Source organism: Limibacter armeniacum (genome assembly GCF_036880985.1).
Lineage (GTDB): Bacteria > Bacteroidota > Bacteroidia > Cytophagales > Flammeovirgaceae > Limibacter > Limibacter armeniacum.
Genome location: NZ_JBAJNO010000009.1, coordinates 3,337,010 through 3,352,468, shown reverse-complemented (window position 1 = coordinate 3,352,468; position 15,459 = coordinate 3,337,010). Strand labels below are relative to the sequence as shown.

Here is a 15,459-nt window from a genome sequence, read left to right as displayed (position 1 = left end):
TCAAAGTAGCTCCGCCCAAAAAGCGGAGCTATTTTTTTACCTACAGGTGATGAGTTTGGCTCAATTGGCAACTCTTGGTTTATACCTTTATATTGCTCAGAAATTTTTCAATCCATCAACGAATAATAATTTCAAGCTGCATGTATGTACTCAGTGTATTTCAACGATTGAGAAAACGCATCGATAACTCACCAGGCAAGCAACTCGTCTATATCCTGATTTGGTGTGTTGTCCTGTTTATTGCTTTTGGGGTCCTATTTAAATGGCTGGAAGATGTCAGTTGGGAAGAGTCCTTCTGGCAAGCTTGGCAGACATTCACAACCGTCGGTTATGGTAACAAGCCTGCCGAAACATTAGAGGGACGTATCGTAACGATGTTCCTTAGTACCTTAGGCATTGCATTCGTGGGGATGCTTTTTTCAACTGCTTTTGACTACAAACAATATCTTAAAGATCAAAAAAGACTTGGCTTCATGGAAAATCCTATCAGAAATGGTTATGTGATATTTAATTTCCCTGGCACTTCCGTAACGACCCGCCTGATTCGCGAGTTAAGAAACGTGGAAAAAGGTGTGGGACTATGTATTGTAGATGGTAATCTTGAGCAATTACCTGACAGCCTGCAAAGCGAAAAGGATCTTCATTTCGTAAAAGGTAACATCTTGAGTCAGGATACCTATGAAAAAGCACATCTCAATGAAAACAAGGCTGTAATTGTTTTCCCTGTTGATAAAAACAACAAGGCTTCTGATGGCTCAACACGAACAATGATTGACTTGGTAAAACGCTTTACCAATGGAGGAACACGCATAATGCACGTACTAGTTGACGAGGAAAATGCATGGATGTTTGAAGATACCAGCTCTACTCAAATTTATGGAGACCTTGAAGTATTGGCACTAGTCCAAGAGTGTCAGGATCAACATTCGGCACAAATCATTGAGCAACTTCTCAGTAATTCACAAGGTGCAAGCCCACATACTGTTTATCCGAAAAAAGTAATTGGTTGGACTTGGAGTGAACTAGAGGAAAAAGTTACCATTGCCAAAAGAAACTCTGGCACCAATTGTAACTTGTTTGCTTTGGTTCAAAATGGCAAGCTCAATACCTGTCCTCCTTCTGACCAGATCATCACAGAAGATGCGGTTATCTCAGTTATAGCTTATAAAGACTTCAATTGGAGTAATTTTGAACAGCAACTAAGCTAGTTGATATGCTATAGTCAAACAAAAGTGTAAGTTTTTCAGTCTTATTCAGAAGAAGCAACAATGTTTTACACAGCAAATTCATGTATTTATCAGTAATTTGTTGTGAAAACAACCGACAAACCTCGTCTCGATAATTTAAAGCAAAATGAACGATTACTATACATTAAAAGTCAAAGAAGTGGTCAAGGAAACAGATGATGCTGTTACCCTACGCTTCAAGCAGCCTATTTTCAAGAAGATCAAGTATCAGTCAGGACAGTTTCTTACCCTGATTTTCAATATAGACGGCATAAAAAGCAGACGTTCTTACTCTATGTGTTCAACTCCTTCATTGGACAGTACCATTGATGTCACCGTGAAGCGAGTAGAAGGAGGTTTGGTTTCTAATTACATCAATGACCACATTACAGAAGGCAGCTCTGTAGAGGTTATGCAACCAATGGGGCTTTTCACTTTTGAGCCAGACAAGTCTAAATCCAGACACATTGTTCTTTGGGGTGCAGGCAGTGGTATTACTCCACTAATGTCAATTATGAAGTCCGTTTTGTTCTTCGAGCCAGAGAGTAAGGTCTCCCTCGTTTATGGCAACCGAACTGAAGACAGTATCATTTTTAAAGATAAGCTTGATATCCTGAAAGAGCGATTCGGTGACAGATTACAGGTTGTTCATGTTTTAAGCCGTCCTGATCATACTTGGGGTGGTTATTCTGGTAGAATAGACGACATCAAAGTCGTTAATATCATGAACAAGCTACCCAAAATGGAAGAAGCACGTCACTTCCTCTGTGGTCCTGAAGGCCTAATGGAGTCTGTAAAAACTGGACTGAAAACACTTCGTGTATCTAATTCAAGCATCCACTATGAAAGCTTTGTTCCTAAACAGGACGCTGTAGCTGAAGATATTTCAACTCATAAGGTAAAAGTAATTTTGGATGGTGAAGAGGATGAGTTTACCGTAACTCCTGACAAGACAATCCTTGAAGCTGGTTTGGACGAAGGCTTAGACCTCCCTTATTCATGCCAAAGTGGTGTTTGTACTGCTTGCCGAGGTAAATGTATCTCAGGGAAGGTTCAAATGACAGAGCATGATGCCCTCAGTGAAGATGAAATCAAACAAGGGTATGTACTAACTTGTCAAAGTCATCCAATGACTGACAACGTTGTCATCGAGATGGGATAATTTTTCAGATATTCACATAAATAAAGCCCTTCAGGGAAACTCCCTGAAGGGCTATTTTTATTATAAAAGGTTATGCTTCTAACTTGTCTGGGCTACCCTGATTTTTGAAAACAATTTTATTGTCTTCTACATCTATCAGTACCGTACCTTCATTACTGACATCCCCTTTCAGGATTGACTTTGAAAGATTGTTCAACAAATATCGTTGAATGACCCTTTTTAGTGGTCTCGCCCCAAACTGAGGATCATAACCTACCTCTGCCAGATAATTGAGCGCTTTATCTGTTGCTTCCAGATGAAGTCCATTGTGTGCCATTCGCTTGCGGATATCCTCAAACTGAATCTTGGCAATTTTCTTCATCTCATCCAACTCAAGTGGCTTGAACATGATCAACTCATCAATACGGTTCAAAAACTCTGGTCTTACTGACTGCTTCAATAACTCAAACACTTTCTCCTTCGTTGCATCCAGCAATACCTGCTTCTCATCCGGGTCAGGGTTTTTCTCCTTAATTAGAGCAAAATCCTCCATAATCATCTGCGAACCAATATTGGACGTCATAATGATGATGGTATTCTTAAAGTCAGCTACCCTACCCTTGTTGTCAGTCAAACGACCATCATCTAGCACCTGCAATAGGATATTAAATACATCAGGGTGCGCTTTCTCTATCTCATCCAATAAGATCACTGAATAAGGCTTTCTTCTTACAGCTTCTGTCAGCTGCCCACCTTCATCATACCCTACATAGCCCGGAGGTGCTCCAATCAAACGGCTTACCGCATGACGCTCCTGATACTCCGACATATCAATACGTACCATTGCATGTTCATCATTGAACAGGAACTCCGCCAAAGCTTTAGCTAGCTCTGTCTTACCAACACCGGTTGTACCTAAGAAAAGGAATGAACCGATCGGACGACGAGGGTCTTGCAAACCTGCTCGGCTTCGCCTTACCGCATCGGCAATGGCTTCAATGGCGACTCCTTGACCAGCCACTCGCATACTCAAGCCAGTCTCCATATCCAGTAGTTTCTCTCGCTCAGATTGCAGCATTTTGGTCACCGGAACACCCGTCCAGCGTGAAACCACATCTGCGATATCCTCAGAGGTCACCTCCTGCTTCAATAGAACACTACCAGACTCTTCCAGCTTTTTGACTTCTTTTTGAAGCTCTTCTAACTTTTGCTCAGACTGAGGAATCTTACCATACTCCAGCTCCGCAACCAAACCAAAGTTACCTTCACGTTTTGCTCGGTCAATTTCAACTCGATACTGGTCAATGTCCTTTTTCAAGTTTTGAGCCTGTTCAATGATTCCCTTCTCATGCTTCCAACGAGCTTTCAGCGCATTGAGCTTTTCATTAAGGTCTGCTATTTCCTTTGAAAGAAGCTCCTCTTTTTCCTTATCGTTTTCTCTTCTGATGGCCTCACGCTCAATCTCCAATTGCATCACTTTACGCTGAATCTCATCAATGGATTCAGGCATCGAGTCAATCTGAATACGCATACGGGAGGCTGCTTCATCCATCAAGTCAATTGCCTTATCAGGCAAAAAACGATCTGAAATATATCGGCTTGAAAGTTCTGCTGCCGCAATGATTGCATCATCTTTAATCCGTACACCATGGTGCACTTCGTACTTTTCTTTTATACCACGCAATATGGAAATCGTGTCTTCAACAGATGGTTCATCTACCATCACTGTCTGGAAACGACGTTCCAACGCCTTGTCTTTCTCTATATATTTCTGATACTCCTTCAGAGTAGTTGCTCCAATTGAACGTAACTCACCTCTTGCCAAAGCCGGCTTCAAAAGGTTCGCTGCATCCATAGCGCCCTCTCCACTGGCTCCAGCACCTACCAATGTATGAATCTCATCAATAAACAGTACTATCTGCCCTGCGGAGTCTACCACTTCCTTGATAACTGCCTTCAGCCTTTCCTCAAACTCACCTTTGTATTTGGCTCCCGCCACCAAAGCACCCATATCCAAGGCACAAAGTGTAATGTCCTTCAAGTTTTCCGGAATATCTCCTGCCACGATCCGTTGTGCTAACCCCTCTGCAATTGCAGTCTTACCAACTCCCGGTTCACCAATCAGCATAGGGTTATTCTTGGTACGACGTGATAAAATTTGCAATACACGGCGAATCTCTTCATCACGACCAATTACAGGGTCAAGTTTACCTTGCCTTGCCAATTCAGTCAAGTTTTGAGAATACCTTTCCAAAGAACGGTACTTTGCTTCTGCATTCTGATCTGTTACTTTATTTCCTCCTCTCACTTCCTCTATCGCTTTCTTTAAATAATCCTCTGTAAAACCAACATCCTTGAGCAGTTTTGCTACTTGATCATTCCCTTTCAGAATAGCCATTAACAAATGCTCCACCGCCACATACTCATCTTTCATATCTGCCATAATCTGTTGAGCAGCTTGTACCGCCTTAGCAGCATCATTAGAAAAGTAAGGGCTTTGACCCGACGACTTAGGATACCCATCTACAACTTTATCCAACCTACTTTTAAAGGTATCCTGATTCACTCCAAGTTTCTTAAAGAGAAATGAGAACAGGTTTTCTTCATTTCCGACCATTGCTTTCAACAAATGACCAGTCTCTATTACCTGTTGCTGATTTCCCTGCGCAATGGTAGCTGCTTTCTGTACTACTTCTTGCGACTTAATAGTAAACTTATCAAAGTTCATAACGCTATATGTTTAGGTAGGTCAATGACCTACTTCTATTACCTTTTATTTCTGACTGTTTATTAACAAAGTCATGTCCAACCCAGCAAAATATCACTGAAACTGACAAGTCTTCACAAATCAGAAATATCCACTACCTCAATAATGACTAAATGTCAGATTAGCAGCAAATTACATATCAAAATAATGACATTTTGTCTTGAGTTAATTTGATTTAACACTCCTCTTCTATTCTTAATTCGGATTAATCTATCATCAGTCAGTATTAACCTTAAAAAAACATTAGCTAACACTTACTATCCTGTGAATATGACGTTACTACTTCTAGCGATATAACATTACACAATACCTAATAAATCAAGATTCCTAATTTATTAACCCAAGTTCTAACCTATGAAAATCCTATTGCTAGTGACTGCCTTCAATGGCTTAAGTCAACGAGTATGGTCTGATTTACGCAGCAAAAAACACGATGTAGAAGTACTGGTTTTTCAAAATGAAGCTCAAATTGAAAAGGAAATCAACGATTACATCCCTGACTTGATAGTTGCTCCATACTTGAAGTCTGTTATCCCTTCCAACATTTACCGCCAATACAAATGCCTTATTGTCCACCCTGGAATTAAGGGTGATCGAGGGCCTTCTTCACTGGATTGGGCTATTATGAAGCAAGAAGAAATATGGGGAGTCACTATTGTAGAAGCTTCTAAAGAAATGGATGCTGGTAATATTTGGGCTAGTCGCACATTTCCTATGCGGGATGTCTCAAAAAGTAACCTTTACCGTCATGAAGTCGCACAAGCTGCCACTGAGTGCGTAGCAGAAGCCATTGAAAAATTCATTACCAACCCTTCCTATCAAGGAGAACCATTAGACTACGCCAAACCCGATGTAAAGGGTGAACTACACCCTGCCATCAAGCGCAAAGACCGTAAGATTGATTGGCTCGCTCCATCAGCTGACATTATCAGAAAAATAAAAGCCGGAGATAGCAACCCTGGAGTGTTAGATAATATTTTGGGAGAAGAATATTTCTTGTTTGGAGCACATCTCGAAGGGAAACTAAAAGGCAAGCCAAAAGAAATTTTGGCACAAAGACATGGTGCTATCTGTATTGGAACTAAAGATGGCGCCATATGGATCAGTCATCTTAAGAAAAAATCAGGAGGCTTTAAACTACCTGCCACTGTTGCGATAGGGAATAAAAGTACACATATTCCCCACGCAATGCTCTCACTAACTGAAACCTACCAGCAACGCCCCACATTTAAGGAAATCAAAATAACAAAAGAAGGAAATATTGCCTATCTGCACTTCGACTTTTATAATGGGGCAATGGGTACCGACCAGTGTAGACGCCTTATTCAAGCTTTAAAGTTTGTCAAGCAATTACCTGTAAAGGTCGTTGTCTTAATGGGTGATGCGGATATATGGTCTAACGGAATTCACTTGAACCTTATCGAAAATGCATTAAGCCCTGCTGAAGAGTCATGGGCTAATATCAATGCCATGAACGACTTGGTGAGAGAAGTAATTATAACTGATAAACAGATCACCATATCAGCGATGCAAGGCAATGCTGGAGCAGGAGGTGCTATTTTGGCTTTAGCTGCTGATTATGTATTTGCCCGTGAAGGAGTTGTACTTAATCCTCACTATAAGAAGATGGGACTTTTTGGCTCCGAATATTGGACATACCTTTTACCCAAAAGAGTCGGACCTATTATAGCAGAACATATTATACAAAGCTGTGAGCCTATCAGCGCTTTTGATGCCAGACAACTAAACCTTATTAATGATACTTTTGGTAAGGATATCAATTCATTTGTATCAGAAACAAAAAATAGGGCAATATCCATGACTGCCAACAATATATGGTTAGAGCTAATCAGAATAAAACATCACCAACGGAAAGCTGACGAAAAACAAAAACCACTAGCAGAATACCGAAAGAAAGAACTTGAAAGGATGTATCAAAACTTCTTTGATCCCGAATCCATATATCACACTCTCCGACATCAATTTGTTCACAAAATCAGCTGTGGTGTTTCGCATCCGACACACACTCCTGAATACAATATTTAAACCTGATAAAGCTGTACCTGCAAGGGTACAGCTTTTTTTATTTATATGTTCACCACTTATTAAGTACAACTTTTTATGCTGAAATTCGAATAACCAATATAGCCCTTTGGCTACTAAACATTAACTAATGCCAATAGCTGAAGCAATAAAAGCTAACTTTATAAACTCACGATTACTTACTACTCAAACACAAAATGAAAAAAGATCCATTTAATGACTTATCCCAATACGCCAAAGTCCCCAAAAAAACGATTGGGAGTATTTTACTGGGTGTTGCAATACTAATAGCGATTGCCAGCAGTACCTTTCAGATCGGACCTGAAGAAGTGGGGGTTATTACCCGGTTTGGAGAGTTCAAGAAAACCGTTCCATCAGGTCTTAACTTTAAGATGCCCTTCATAGAAGAAGTTTACAAAGTTCCTGTAGAACGCCAGCAGAAACAAGAGTTTGGTTTCCGTACTGTAAGAGCGGATGTTAGGTCTGAATTTAGAGAAAGTGATCAGGCTCGTGACGAATCCTTAATGCTCACTGGCGACCTAAACCTTGCAGATGTAGAATGGGTTGTACAGTACCGTATAGAAGATCCTTACAACTATTTATTCAAAGTAAGAAATCCGGAAACTACGCTTCGAGATATTTCAGAGTCAGCCATGAGACAAATCGTTGGGGACCGTACCGTCAACGAGGTATTGACAGTTGGTAGGACTGAGATTGCCAGCAAGCTAGAAGAACTGGTTCAGTCACTATGTCGAGAATACTCGCTCGGTATCAAGATTGAACAAGTAGTGCTACAGGACGTAAACCCTCCTGAGCCTGTAAAAGCCGCATTCAATGCTGTAAACGAAGCCCAACAGGAAAAAGCGACACTCATCAACCAAGCTAAATCTGAATACAACAAAGTTATTCCTAAAGCAAGAGGTCAAGCACAGGAGACGATTCAAAAAGCTGAAGGTTATGCAACAGAGCGTGTCAATACAGCCAAAGGAGAAGTTGCCAGATTCAATGCACTCTATAAAGAGTATGCGAAAGCTCCTCAGGTAACCAAGCGTAGGATTTACCTCGAAACAATGAGTGATGTTTTACCAAAACTTGGGTCAAAAATCATTACAGATGAAAAAGGGAGCAATGTACTGCCATTACTTCAAATGCAACTTCAAAACGAAAAACAGGAAAAATGAAACATATAGGAATAATTGGAACACTGATTCTGGCTGGAATGGTACTGATTGTATTCTTCCAAACTGTTTATGTTGTAGATGAGACTGAACAGGTGGTGGTAACGCAATTTGGTAAACCTGTAGGCGAAGCCGTAACAAAACCTGGTATACAGTTTAAAGTCCCTTTTATACAGAAAGCTAATTACTTTGATAAACGCTATCTGGAGTGGGATGGAGATCCTAACCAAATCCCAACCAAAGACAAGAAATTCATTTTTGTTGATACTTATGCACGTTGGCAGATTACTGACCCACTACAGTTTTTCAAACGATTAACCAATGAGCGCGGCGCACAATCTCGCCTAGATGATATACTAGATGGGGAAACCCGAAACTTTATAGCCAATCACCTTTTGGAAGAAACTGTCCGTAGCAGCAATCGCCAGCCTGTAGAGTCAGACGTAATCAGTGAGCTGATTGGTGATTCACTTAGTGTCATTAATGTCGGTCGAGACAAGATTCAGCAAATGATACAACAGTCGGCAAATAAACAAGCCGAAGACTTGGGAATTGCGATCCTTGACTTTCGCTTCAAGCGTATCAACTATGTAGAGGAAGTTAGAACACAAGTGTATGAAAGAATGAAAAGTGAGCGATTCCGAATTGCTGACAAGTTCCGTTCTGAAGGACAAGGTGAGGCTTCCCGTATCAATGGTGAAAAGGAGAAAAAGCTCAAGATAATTCAATCTGACGCTTTCAGAAAAGCTGAGGGAATCAAAGGCGAGGCTGATGCGGAAGCGGCTGCCATTTATGCTCGTGCTTACGACCAGACCAATAGCTCAAGGGAGTTTTATGGCTTCCTGAAGTCAATGGAAACTTTTCAGAATACCTTCAATAAGGAAACGTCTGTAATTCTTTCTACTGACAGTGAGCTTTATAGATTCTTAAAAGACATGAAATAAAAATATACACTCAGAATGCTGTTTTTAGCGATATAAACAGCATTCTTGAAAAATATTTGAAAATTTTCACTGCAAAGGAACAATTCTATTAACCACCATGTTTTAGTATTATAAAAGATATTAAAGAAGCTTTACTACTCACTTTAATATAAAATTGGACCTAAGAGTCCGTGAGAATAGTTTCTAACGAAGCTAAAATCAAAATAGAAGTAGAAGAGTAGTAAGTAGTTGTGGGAGAACCAAATTTAAAGTTGACCGTAGTGGTTAAAGTTAGATAAATGGATTTTTCCACAACTTTTTTTTGTCCCTACTCAAACTAATGGTTGTACTCTGAAACGGAAAGGTACTCTTTCTTCACCCCATTGAAAGAATCAAACACTTTTCGATGTTTTTTCAACCCATATTCATCATCCCTTTCTTCATACATTTTCACCCAACTAATCAAGTAATCCAACGTTGCGCGTTGTTCCTTTTCCGAATCAAACTTATCAGGTTCCCAAGGTCTGAGTTGACAATGTTTTACACACGTTTCTATGCCTGGATTCAGAAACCTTAATTCAGAGCAAAAGGGTAAAATAGCTTCAACAAGATCTCCATAACACCCCTCAATTACCCAATGCTCATGGGCATCAATAAAATCCTGTAGCAATTTGGTACTCTCTTCAATCGGCTTTCGAGCAGGCCCTGCATTCCAAGCTACCTCATCCAACGAGAGTATTGGAATATTTTGATTGTTGACTATTTGGCGAGCCATTGATGTTTTTCCACTCCCCGAATTACCAAGCAGAATAATTCTCATATAAGTAAGTTTGTGATTAATATAAAGCCAACCTCATCAACAAGTCAGTCTGTTCATCTTCTCCTAGCTTAAAAACATGCTGACCAAAAACTTCCATCCCATTCTTTTCATAAAACCGGATAGCTCTCTGGTTATGTTCCCAAACACCTAGCCATAACCACTCTACATTTGTAGACTTGGCAATTGCGACCGCTTTCTCAAAAAGCTGTTGTCCAACTTTTTTCCCTAAATACTCTGACAGCACATAAATCCGCTCAATTTCACAAGCATTTTGCAATTCTGATTCAGTTTGAGCCTCTCCCAAGTTCAGTTTCAGGTAACCAACTACATTTCCATTTACCTCAGCAAAATAGAAATCAGACAATGGATGCACTACTTCAGCCTTCAGCTTATGATAGTCAAAACTCTCTGATAAGTAGTCTTCCATATCCTCATTAGTATTGCTGTCGCCAAAAGTTTCCAGAAATGTCCTTCTACCCAGTTCCTGCAAAAACTCAACTTCATTGCTGCCAACTTTCCTGATTGATATATTGATGATTTCCATAATATCAAATACTTCAATTTTGGGTGACTACTTTGTTAGAGTAAAGGAGAAATTGTTGCTGGTCAGCATCAAACTGTACATGCTTGACATACCCAAGCCCGATACGTTCTATCAGTCTTCGTGACTTCAGGTTTTCTTCGGTCGTGATAGCCCAAACCTCATCCTGCCCCAACACTTGACGTGCATACTCCAACACTGCTACGGCTGCTTCAAAGACAAGTCCTTTTCCTTCATATTCAGGTAAAATGGCAAAGCCAATATCTGGCTTTTTTAAGTCAGAGCGCTTTACCAAACCACACAATCCAATTGGCTGGTTTTTCTCTCTCAGTACCATCTTGTAAAGGCCAAAACCATTCTCCAGATAGCTACTGATCAATGATTGCTGGATATAACTTTCAGCATCCTCCAATGTCCGAATTCCCCTATCACCAATAAATTCAATCCAACTTGGTGTATTGAGCAATTCATAAAAGAATCTCCCATCCTCCAATGTTGCTTCGCAAAGCTGAAGCCTTTCAGTCTGTACTGTGATACTCATTTTTGTGCTGGTAATACGTTGTGCTAGTTTAATAAGTCTCTTTCAATGATCTCAATGCTATCAAAGTAAATGGCGCTGAGAGGATCTCTCATCATCAATTTTTTCTCCACTGAAGTAATTTCCATTGATGGCTCTCTCCCGCCAAAACTGTGTTGAATCGTAATAAGATTGTTGTGTATCAAATTCTGTCAACAAGATTCCTTCACAATTCTTTTCCTGTCTACCCACAATCACTCCATCTGCCCTCACTATAAAACTGCCCCAACAACTTTCTTGAGCAGAAGTATTGCTACAGCTTATCCAAACATAATTATTAGCTGCATATGAAATCATGGTTGCTGGCATTGTAATTTCTGGATATGTCCGCCCTGGATTCAAATGAAAATACGCCTCTCCTATTTGAGATTCCATAAACCGTTGACGTTCGCTATCCATATTACCTGCATGGTAGGAATGGAATACAACCTCTACATGTCGTTTTTTAAGCTCCCTGTAGAGTTCGGGGTACCTGTAATCATGGCAAATCAATACGCCACACTTTACACCCTTAATTTCAAAGGTAGTAAAATGATTTCCTGAAGAATAATGAGCAAGGTCACCAACAGTTCCCGTATCATCACCTGCACAAAATAGCTTATCATATCTGTCCTCAATATCTCCCCGATCATTGATTATATAAAGACTATTGTGCGGCTTGTTGTTACCTGAAAGTCTATGGGAAGATCCCAAAATCACCCATAAGGCAAGTGACTTTGCTTCAGCCATAATTTCCTTTGTTGACTGAAGTAATGTAGCCCAATCAAAGTCTTTAAAACTTTCAAAATCAACCCCTGCATAACCAGACAAACTACCTTCAGGCAAGTGTATAACATCACAACCTTCCTGCGATGCCTCTCTCATTTGCTTGAGGATATAATCCTTGTTTTTTATAATATCAGCTGAGATAGGAAATTGACTTGTCGCTATTTTTAGAATCATCTATCTGTTTTTTTGAACAGTTAAAGCTACTTGTGTTTATACACTGCCATATTAGTAATATTCTTATTTAAACTGACAATCATCAAGTTAGAAGGGCATAAAAAAACGCCTCAGGAAGTTAAGACTTCCTGAGGCGTTTTGCTTTGGCAGAGAGGAAGGGATTCGAACCCTCGATACATTGCTGTAAACACGCTTTCCAGGCGTGCGCCTTAAACCGCTCGGCCACCTCTCTGTATCCATGGCGGATAGATTTTTGTTGCGGGTGCAAATATACAAAGTTATTCCCCCTTGTCAAGGATAGTATATTTTTTTGTACTATTCCCCGTTCAAATATGCTGACACTTCAGTCAATCCATGATGAACCTCCTCTGCAAACAGGTAAATTCTGAAAGCTCCTGTAAATTCAAACCAAAGAAAACCTAAATGATAAAGCTCGTCCATCATATCAGAAACATCTGCCTGTAAAGCAAAGAAACCTTTCTCTCTCAAATAGTTTTTTACGTCCAGCGTTGTTGTATACATATTGTCCAACAATAACTCTTCTGTTGCTCTTCTTACAATATCAAGGTCAATTCTTTTCATCATCTTATTCAGGATTTTATAGTGAAGAAATCAAATTGGCAGAGAAGTTAAAAAAGTAGCCAAAGGGCTTTAAAGAACTGGTAAACAGCATCCCTGCCTGCTTTGAGTATAAAATGGGTTAATGAACTTCTACTAGGTACTGTACTGTACACTGTGCTTCATTGTAGACAATGTATTCATTATTAATCAGGTCAGCACCTCCCTTAGCATACAGCGAATCATATTTCTCATTCCTTTCTTTCAAGTTCTTTTCGTTCAAATCATAACACCAAGACTCGTGCTTCTTGATTTTCATTTGGTTACCAACATGTACATTATAAAGTGCCAGAAAAGCTCTGTTTTCTCCTCCTCCTGTCCAGTAAGCTCCTCGTAGGGAGGTATAATTCAGTGACTTTTGGAATTTGTCGGCAAAGTAAAGTCCATAACCAAACATTTTCCCATTGATCACAGCTGCTGGTCTCAACACCAAACCATTTTCCATAATTGACATCCAGTTCTCATTTCGGCTACCATGCCAGAAAAGCTCTGTCTTTTTGTTTTTCTTTTCACTCAGGAACTGGTCAAATTTCTTTTGAGTACGCAGGTTTATCACTTTATAAGCACGTTTGAAGCGAGTAGACTGGTCATCCATTTTCTTCATAATCGTTTTGATTACTTTTGGATCATTTTCCTGCTCAATTCTCAAGCCCATTGCTTCCAACAGGTTAATGCTTTGTTTTTCTTCAATGGCTTCTTTCTTCTGCTCATTGATCTGTACCTGTCCACGCATGACATCCAACGTTTCCTGCTCTGTATTCAGCATTTGCTGTACCTCTTCTAAAGCGGCTGGCGTATCGATTTCCTTGAGTAAATGCTCTTTAACATTCCCCATCTTACGTGGGATAATTTGGTAAAGCTCCAACAACGAAGTATTAAAAGCATTGATATCCATATTCTCTTCCACTTTGGCTACCAATTCATCCAATATTGCCTGTGCCTGTGCTACCTGCTTTTCAGTTACCTGATCTGCTGTTACGTTATAGTTATAGCTGATTGACTTGCTAGCATAAGCCATTAGTTCTTTCACCAACTGCTCTACTACTGCATCATCGATATCCGCTAGTTCAATTGAGTCTTCCTTGGTTTCTGCAAAAAGATGGGTCTGGTCTTTATAACCCTTTCGGATTTTTTCATTGTATTTAGTATCCCACTGCGAAATGTTGTAAGTAGCCTTTGAGCTTCTACCACCAACTCTACCGTAGAGAACTGTAAAGGTGTCATGCGAAGTATCTTCCCTCATTTCATAGTACTTATTATTATTGTTGGATGTCACCATAATAAGTTTACAAGTTCTAAGTTTTTGAGCTGTTGCTTCCATAATACCAGTAATTTGAGTTTTGGTTTTACATATACCTTATCTCCTCAATGCCGTCCCTCTCTCTTTTTGATATTACAAAGATGTTAGCGCAGACCGTAAAGGAAGTATGGGGTGATTTTTTTTCGAAAAAATTTAAGAAGACACACAAAAGGAAGTGGATTCTGAAAATATAAATGCATTTCTGAAGATAGAATTCAAACAGCAGCAGTATAAACAGGTTAAGTTTATAGCCTATTTAGAGATAAACAGAAACTGATATGAAGAGAATCAATGTAGCCATAGTTGGATTCGGATTGGGTGGTAAAGTTTTCCACGCACCAATCCTTAGTAGTCTTGAAGAGTTTTCCATCACAAAGATCATGACCTCAAACCCTCAGCATACTGCTTTTGCTCAGGTGCATTATCCTAATGCAGAGGTTGTCACTTCTTATGATTCGATTCTAGAGGATCAAAATATTGAGTTGGTCGTCATTGCCACACCAAACCACTTACACTTCTCACTAGCAAGTGATGCACTTAAGCATCACAAACATGTAATCGTAGAAAAGCCTTTCACTGTCACTACTGACGAAGCCGACCAGCTAATAGCTTTAGCGAAGCAGCAAGAACGGATTATCACTGTGAACCATAATAGACGTTGGGATAGCGACTTCCTGACTATCCAAAAACTGGTTAAGTCTGAAGTACTCGGCGAAATCATGGAGTATGAAGCACACTTTGACCGCTTTCGCAATTATGTAAAGGAGGGCGCATGGAAAGAAACTACGGTGTCAGGGTCGGGTATTCTTTATGACTTGGGTAGTCACCTGATTGATCAGGCTCTTTCGCTTTTTGGTTTACCCAAAAGTGTTTATGCTGACTTAAGAATGCAGCGAGAACACTCACCCGTTGTGGATAACTTTGAGGTTATTTTATCCTATAATGACAAGAAGGTAACCCTTAAAGCTGGTATGCTTGTCCGTGAAACGGGGCCTCGCTACAGTATTTATGGTAGGGAAGGCACATTTATCAAGTCAGGAATGGATGTTCAGGAGGAACTTTTAGGCAAAGGAAAAAAACCTAATGATGATGCTAATTGGGGGACTGAACCTATAGAAAATTGGGGAACATTGAACACCACTTTCAAAGGCCTTCATTTTAAAGGAAGTATTGAAAGTGAAAAAGGAGACTATAGAAAGCTATATAAAAACCTTGCGGGGGCCATTAGAGGGACAGAAGAGATCGCTGTTAGTGGAGAGCAAGCCCGTAACGTAATCAGTATTATTGAGCTAGCCTATTTAAGCCATCAGGAACAAAGAGTCATTTCTTTCGAATAAAAAATAAAAGCCTCCCCAAGATTAATGGGGAGGCTTTGTGCATTTA

The 15,459-nt window shown here is 40.0% G+C and carries 13 protein-coding genes and 1 tRNA gene; 6 read left to right on the top strand and 8 right to left on the bottom strand.

Translation table 11 applies throughout. The annotated features are described in order from the left end of the window. Nucleotides 1-140 precede the first annotated feature (140 nt). Nucleotides 141-1,208 carry a potassium channel protein gene (locus V6R21_RS31665; protein WP_334247484.1) on the top strand — a complete coding sequence of 356 codons (1,068 nt, stop codon included), beginning with the start codon at nucleotides 141-143 and terminating at the stop codon, nucleotides 1,206-1,208. Nucleotides 1,209-1,353: 145 nt separating this feature from the next. Then, nucleotides 1,354-2,388, top strand: coding sequence for a ferredoxin--NADP reductase (locus V6R21_RS31660; RefSeq protein ID WP_334247483.1), 1,035 nt, complete (start codon nucleotides 1,354-1,356; stop codon nucleotides 2,386-2,388). Nucleotides 2,389-2,458: 70 nt separating this feature from the next. Here the strand turns inward: V6R21_RS31660 and clpB are convergent, their stop codons facing one another. Further along, nucleotides 2,459-5,095 carry an ATP-dependent chaperone ClpB gene (gene clpB / locus V6R21_RS31655; RefSeq protein ID WP_334247482.1) on the bottom strand — a complete coding sequence of 879 codons (2,637 nt, stop codon included), beginning with the start codon at nucleotides 5,093-5,095 and terminating at the stop codon, nucleotides 2,459-2,461. 393 nt (nucleotides 5,096-5,488) lie between these two features. Between clpB and V6R21_RS31650 the strand changes: the two genes are divergently transcribed. From V6R21_RS31650 to hflC, 3 genes are all read left to right on the top strand, one after another. Then, nucleotides 5,489-7,180 (top strand): hydrogenase maturation protein, encoded by a 1,692-nt coding sequence (locus V6R21_RS31650; protein WP_334247481.1) that lies wholly within the window; start codon nucleotides 5,489-5,491, stop codon nucleotides 7,178-7,180. A gap of 194 nt (nucleotides 7,181-7,374) precedes the next feature. Next, a complete protein-coding gene (gene hflK, locus V6R21_RS31645; protein WP_334247480.1) occupies nucleotides 7,375-8,358 on the top strand; it encodes an FtsH protease activity modulator HflK in 984 nt (327 codons plus the stop codon). Next, nucleotides 8,355-9,299 carry a protease modulator HflC gene (gene hflC, locus V6R21_RS31640; protein ID WP_334247479.1) on the top strand — a complete coding sequence of 315 codons (945 nt, stop codon included), beginning with the start codon at nucleotides 8,355-8,357 and terminating at the stop codon, nucleotides 9,297-9,299. Before hflK ends, hflC begins: the two co-directional genes overlap by 4 nt. A 316-nt stretch (nucleotides 9,300-9,615) precedes the next feature. On the opposite strand, the gene V6R21_RS31635 is transcribed toward hflC, so the two are convergent. The 7 genes from V6R21_RS31635 to V6R21_RS31605 form a co-directional block, all read right to left on the bottom strand. Next, on the bottom strand, nucleotides 9,616-10,098 hold the full coding sequence (locus V6R21_RS31635; protein WP_334247478.1) for a P-loop NTPase family protein: 483 nt from the start codon (nucleotides 10,096-10,098) through the stop codon (nucleotides 9,616-9,618). Between the two features lie 16 nt (nucleotides 10,099-10,114). Further along, nucleotides 10,115-10,642 (bottom strand): GNAT family N-acetyltransferase, encoded by a 528-nt coding sequence (locus V6R21_RS31630; protein ID WP_334247477.1) that lies wholly within the window; start codon nucleotides 10,640-10,642, stop codon nucleotides 10,115-10,117. Nucleotides 10,643-10,655: 13 nt separating this feature from the next. Continuing rightward, on the bottom strand, nucleotides 10,656-11,180 hold the full coding sequence (locus V6R21_RS31625; RefSeq protein WP_334247476.1) for a GNAT family N-acetyltransferase: 525 nt from the start codon (nucleotides 11,178-11,180) through the stop codon (nucleotides 10,656-10,658). Between the two features lie 60 nt (nucleotides 11,181-11,240). After that, on the bottom strand, nucleotides 11,241-12,158 hold the full coding sequence (locus tag V6R21_RS31620) for a carbon-nitrogen hydrolase family protein (RefSeq protein ID WP_334247475.1): 918 nt from the start codon (nucleotides 12,156-12,158) through the stop codon (nucleotides 11,241-11,243). Between the two features lie 144 nt (nucleotides 12,159-12,302). Continuing rightward, a tRNA-Ser gene (locus V6R21_RS31615) sits at nucleotides 12,303-12,390 on the bottom strand. A gap of 83 nt (nucleotides 12,391-12,473) precedes the next feature. Beyond that, nucleotides 12,474-12,743: a hypothetical protein gene (locus tag V6R21_RS31610; RefSeq protein ID WP_334247474.1), complete on the bottom strand. Its 270-nt coding sequence runs from the start codon at nucleotides 12,741-12,743 to the stop codon at nucleotides 12,474-12,476. A 115-nt stretch (nucleotides 12,744-12,858) separates the two neighbouring features. Then, the gene (locus V6R21_RS31605) at nucleotides 12,859-14,097 is read right to left on the bottom strand and encodes an ADP-ribose polymerase (RefSeq protein WP_334247473.1); all 1,239 of its coding nucleotides are present in this window, start codon (nucleotides 14,095-14,097) and stop codon (nucleotides 12,859-12,861) included. A gap of 257 nt (nucleotides 14,098-14,354) precedes the next feature. Between V6R21_RS31605 and V6R21_RS31600 the strand changes: the two genes are divergently transcribed. Next, nucleotides 14,355-15,413: a Gfo/Idh/MocA family oxidoreductase gene (locus tag V6R21_RS31600; protein WP_334247472.1), complete on the top strand. Its 1,059-nt coding sequence runs from the start codon at nucleotides 14,355-14,357 to the stop codon at nucleotides 15,411-15,413. The last annotated feature ends 46 nt before the right edge of the window (nucleotides 15,414-15,459 follow it).

Excerpts from the sequence above, each read along its gene's own strand:
- V6R21_RS31660 (WP_334247483.1), top strand. The coding sequence starts at position 1,354 with ATGAACGATTACTATACATTAAAAGTCAAAGAAGTGGTCAAGGAAACA.
- V6R21_RS31610 (WP_334247474.1), bottom strand. The coding sequence starts at position 12,743 with ATGATGAAAAGAATTGACCTTGATATTGTAAGAAGAGCAACAGAAGAG.
- hflC (WP_334247479.1), top strand. The coding sequence starts at position 8,355 with ATGAAACATATAGGAATAATTGGAACACTGATTCTGGCTGGAATGGTA.
- hflK (WP_334247480.1), top strand. The coding sequence starts at position 7,375 with ATGAAAAAAGATCCATTTAATGACTTATCCCAATACGCCAAAGTCCCC.
- V6R21_RS31600 (WP_334247472.1), top strand. The coding sequence starts at position 14,355 with ATGAAGAGAATCAATGTAGCCATAGTTGGATTCGGATTGGGTGGTAAA.
- V6R21_RS31625 (WP_334247476.1), bottom strand. The coding sequence starts at position 11,180 with ATGAGTATCACAGTACAGACTGAAAGGCTTCAGCTTTGCGAAGCAACA.
- V6R21_RS31635 (WP_334247478.1), bottom strand. The coding sequence starts at position 10,098 with ATGAGAATTATTCTGCTTGGTAATTCGGGGAGTGGAAAAACATCAATG.
- V6R21_RS31665 (WP_334247484.1), top strand. The coding sequence starts at position 141 with ATGTATGTACTCAGTGTATTTCAACGATTGAGAAAACGCATCGATAAC.
- V6R21_RS31650 (WP_334247481.1), top strand. The coding sequence starts at position 5,489 with ATGAAAATCCTATTGCTAGTGACTGCCTTCAATGGCTTAAGTCAACGA.
- V6R21_RS31620 (WP_334247475.1), bottom strand. The coding sequence starts at position 12,158 with ATGATTCTAAAAATAGCGACAAGTCAATTTCCTATCTCAGCTGATATT.
- clpB (WP_334247482.1), bottom strand. The coding sequence starts at position 5,095 with ATGAACTTTGATAAGTTTACTATTAAGTCGCAAGAAGTAGTACAGAAA.
- V6R21_RS31605 (WP_334247473.1), bottom strand. The coding sequence starts at position 14,097 with ATGGAAGCAACAGCTCAAAAACTTAGAACTTGTAAACTTATTATGGTG.
- V6R21_RS31630 (WP_334247477.1), bottom strand. The coding sequence starts at position 10,642 with ATGGAAATCATCAATATATCAATCAGGAAAGTTGGCAGCAATGAAGTT.